Genomic DNA, 3555 nt, shown 5'->3' on the forward strand with positions numbered 1-3555 from the left:
GGGAATTGCAGTTTGAACAGACAGCGGAAGGAACCTTAATCATCATGGCACCCGTAGGTGGAGACAGCGGTCCTCAAGCTAACGGCTAAACATCTATCTCTACTTCCACTAAGTCCTTGTTCGCATTATGCTAATCACCATTAAGAGCTCTAATTGATCCTTTTATTCGCCTAACACAGTACTCATCAAGATTCCGGGCAAAATTCCATCTAATTCCAATTGAATCAAAAGTTTCACAATACTCATGAACAGGAGGATCGTCTCCCTCAGAGGCGCGAATAAATGCAAAGCGAGAGCCTCCGTGATAAACAACAAAAACAATGGCATCCCTGGGTAGCAAATCTTCTGACACACCGTCTTCTTGCATTATCTCTAATGCATCTTCTCGATTTCTTCGAACATGTTGCCAATTTGCTCTATCTGACGAGAAATACCCACCATTTTCTCCTGCCCATAAAAGAAATTCCTTGTAGGCTTTTGCAAGGGGTAATCCAAGAGAATTTTCAAGCTCCTGTACCTCATCTAAAGTACAGGGACAAGCCTCCCTAGATACGCGGCTAATTTGGCTAAGCCTTGTAAAACTTTCTTTTGCCTTATCTAAGTACATTGGTAAAATCCTCTACCTTACTTAAATCTGCCTCTTTCGCGGGTAGGTAGCGTGGTCCATGAGAAACCTCAACAATTTTGAGTTTTGGAAACTTCTCTAACCACTGCTTTATGATTAGGTCTGCCTAGTCTCTGCAAGGTTTTCTCTCGGTGAAAATCCGGGGACTGACACACTCTAATCGTTTTGTCTAAGCAGGACTAGGAGCCGTCTTTAGCTCCTCTACAGTGTTTAAGCTGCCTCCTGGATTCAGCGCGATTGCTGGAACACTCTAACGCCTGAGCAGCAGCAGAAGTTTCCGCCGATCGCCCCGAATTTTGTCATCGAGTTGTGTTCTGCAACCGATGAGCTGTCGTCGCTACAAGCCAAAATGCAGGAATACTTGGAGAATGGTGTTCGTCTCGCTTGGCTGATCAATCCACAGGAGCAGCAGGTAGAGATTTATCGCTCGAATCAGTCGGTTGAAGTGCGACCACTGCCCGCTGAATTGTCGGATGAAGCGGTGCTTCCAGGATTTGAGCTGCTGCTGTCGAGATACTGAACCGTGGCGATTCTCTCTCAGAGTTGCTTCGCGATCGTCCGTACAGATCCCTAGCTGCTAAGCTATTGGAGAACTATTTCGCTTCCGTTTCATGCCGTTTCAAAACCTGTTTGCCGCTGGGGGTGTGGTGATGTTTCCGCTGCTAGGATTTTCGATCCTGGCGGTGGCGCTAATCTTAGAGCGGATTAACTTTTGGATTCGGGTAGCGCGACAAGATGCGCTAGTGCGAGAAGTATTGGATTTGTACAAGCGCAGTCCTCGTGCAGCCATTTTAAAACTGGAGCAGAGTACCGATGTGCCGATCGCTCGCATCTTTTTGGCGGCACTGGAACTCGATCGTCCCAAGCCTGAAGAATTTCGACTAGCGCTGGAAAGTGCTGCTCAGGCAGAGTTACCGCTACTGAAGCGATTCAACACGGTGTTTGAGACAATCATCAGTCTATCGCCCCTGCTAGGACTGCTAGGCACCGTACTCGGACTGATTACCTCCTTCGCCTCGCTGCGGATTGGTCAAGTGGGTGGTGCAAGCAGCGTTGGAGTCAGTGCTGGGATCAGTGAGGCGTTAGTGTCCACAGCATCTGGTCTAATTGTGGCGATCGTCACGCTGCTGTTTGCAAATACGTTTCGCGGACTGTACCTGAGGCAAATCGCCCTAATTCAAGAATACGGCGGACAGATTGAGCTGCTATACCGCCGTCGCTACGAGCATGGAGAAGTTCCCTATGCGGCTACCTGACGAACCCGATATTCCACCGCAGATCAATATCGTGCCAATGATCGATGTGATCTTTGCAATTCTGACCTTTTTCGTGATGTCGAGTCTGTACCTGACGCAATCGGCGGGGCTACCCGTGAATTTGCCGAACGCGGCAACCGCAGAGCAGCAGCCGCAAAGTCAAATTTCCGTGACGATCGACGCTAAGGGACAGTTGAGCTTGAACCGTCAACCTGCTGAGGTTGGTGACCTAAAAACGCGGGTGCGGGCTCTTATGGGAGCCAATGCTCAAGCGCTGGTGGTGGTGAATGCCGATGAGCGGGTCAGCCACGGGCGCGTCATTACCGTCATGGATCAACTGCGGACAATTCCAGGAGTTCGGCTAGCGATCGCAGCTCAGCGCCCTTAGTAGCGGCTTAAACCGCTTAACATCCTGTTAACCCCTGCTCGTATAATTCTTCAGCAATTTACGTGCGGCTGGTTAATCAGTGGATTTTTTAAAAGTCTTCTGCCAGAGGATAGAACTTACGCCACTTGTCAACCTCAATCAGGGAAGGTGTAACAATCTTCACAATCCTTTTACCAAGGATTTACCTGCCCTTCACTTGTTAGCTTTACTTCAACCTTTACTTCGGATTACATTGCGGTTAACCCGGATTTAGTTTTGTCTTGCGCTCTCTGGTTCATAAAGTTATCAGCTATTTGCGTGTTTACCTGTAGGTACCAGCAGAAATTCATGCTGCTGTACCTGTCAAACATCTGAGTCAAAACTTCCTTAGTTATTCGCTGAAGACTAGCCCCTCGGGGCAAGAGCTTCCGTAGCCGCACGGTTTCTTACAGTTAGTGCTCCCAGTTGGACGAACCAGAATTCGCTGATCGTTCTCAGAAACTCTACGGTTTACAGATCTTGCACCAGTCATCAAAGCATGTGCCATGTTAGATTTTTCGCCTCAGTCCTCAAGTACGGGCAAGCTGTCTCTGCCACAGCCCACCATTCCGCAGAAGCCGCCCATAGACCGTAAGCCAAACCAATGGAAGCGAGCTGTAATCGCCTCTTCCTGCGTCGCACTAGGCATTGCTGCGGCTGCGGTTGGAGCCGCCACACTCAGCTACCGATTAACTCATCTAACGGTGGAAACTGGAGTCATCAACGGACGAACCCTTCCGCTGCGCGTACCCATCAATGGCAAAATCAAGGCGTTCTATGCCCAACCGGGCGCACCCATCAAAGCAGGTCAAGTGCTGGCTCGAATTGAACCCGGCGCCCAGGAAACGCAAAACCTGTTGCAGATTCAAAGTGACGTTAATACCACTGAGACTCAGTTAACGAACGCCGTCAACTCGCTGGCACTGTTGCAGCGCCAGTTTCAGGAGGTTCAGGGTACCGACGATTCCCTAAAGGATGCCAAGGTGGCGATCGCTCAGAAGTCGTTGCAGCATGAACAAGCCGCGATCGAAGCCGCGACAGCAAAAGCGAGTGCCGCCAGATCGGACTTCGACCGCTATCGGCAACTGCACGCTGCCGGAGCGATCTCACAGCAGAAGGTCGATCAGACGCGATCGCTGTGGCAAGCCGCTGAAGCCGAAGTGCGCCAGGCAAAAGCAAACTTTAGTTCTGCACAGGTTTCGTTAGGAGCCTTCGAGAATCGGGTTCCGATCGCGCTAGGGTCCACACTAATGCAGCCGCGCATGAAT

At 50.2% G+C, this 3555-nt stretch carries 4 protein-coding genes and 1 pseudogene; 4 read left to right on the plus strand and 1 reads right to left on the minus strand.

Annotated features, from left to right (window positions below):
* Positions 1–130: 130 nt before the first annotated feature.
* Complete coding sequence (locus tag H6F43_RS04935) at positions 131–607, minus strand: SMI1/KNR4 family protein (RefSeq protein ID WP_190341241.1); 477 nt, start codon at positions 605–607, stop codon at positions 131–133.
* Positions 608–804: 197 nt separating this feature from the next.
* On the opposite strand from H6F43_RS04935, the pseudogene H6F43_RS04940 reads away from it, so the two are divergent.
* The 4 genes and pseudogenes from H6F43_RS04940 to H6F43_RS04955 form a co-directional block, all read left to right on the plus strand.
* Positions 805–1145 (plus strand): annotated as a pseudogene (locus tag H6F43_RS04940) (Uma2 family endonuclease); the annotation flags it as partial.
* 91 nt (positions 1146–1236) lie between these two features.
* A complete protein-coding gene (locus H6F43_RS04945) occupies positions 1237–1881 on the plus strand; it encodes a MotA/TolQ/ExbB proton channel family protein (protein WP_190341243.1) in 645 nt (214 codons plus the stop codon).
* A complete protein-coding gene (locus H6F43_RS04950) occupies positions 1868–2269 on the plus strand; it encodes a biopolymer transporter ExbD (protein WP_190341246.1) in 402 nt (133 codons plus the stop codon). The genes H6F43_RS04945 and H6F43_RS04950 overlap by 14 nt, the downstream gene beginning before the upstream one ends.
* A 524-nt stretch (positions 2270–2793) precedes the next feature.
* Positions 2794–3555 (plus strand): TolC family protein (locus tag H6F43_RS04955; RefSeq protein WP_190341248.1); only part of this gene is annotated, 762 nt, incomplete at its 3' end.

This window comes from Leptolyngbya sp. FACHB-36 (genome assembly GCF_014695955.1).
Classification (GTDB): domain Bacteria; phylum Cyanobacteriota; class Cyanobacteriia; order Leptolyngbyales; family Leptolyngbyaceae; genus FACHB-36.

What these genes read in the sequence shown, in the direction of transcription:
- H6F43_RS04935 (WP_190341241.1), bottom strand. Translation starts at nt 607, where the DNA reads ATGTACTTAGATAAGGCAAAAGAAAGTTTTACAAGGCTTAGCCAAATT.
- H6F43_RS04945 (WP_190341243.1), top strand. Translation starts at nt 1,237, where the DNA reads ATGCCGTTTCAAAACCTGTTTGCCGCTGGGGGTGTGGTGATGTTTCCG.
- H6F43_RS04950 (WP_190341246.1), top strand. Translation starts at nt 1,868, where the DNA reads ATGCGGCTACCTGACGAACCCGATATTCCACCGCAGATCAATATCGTG.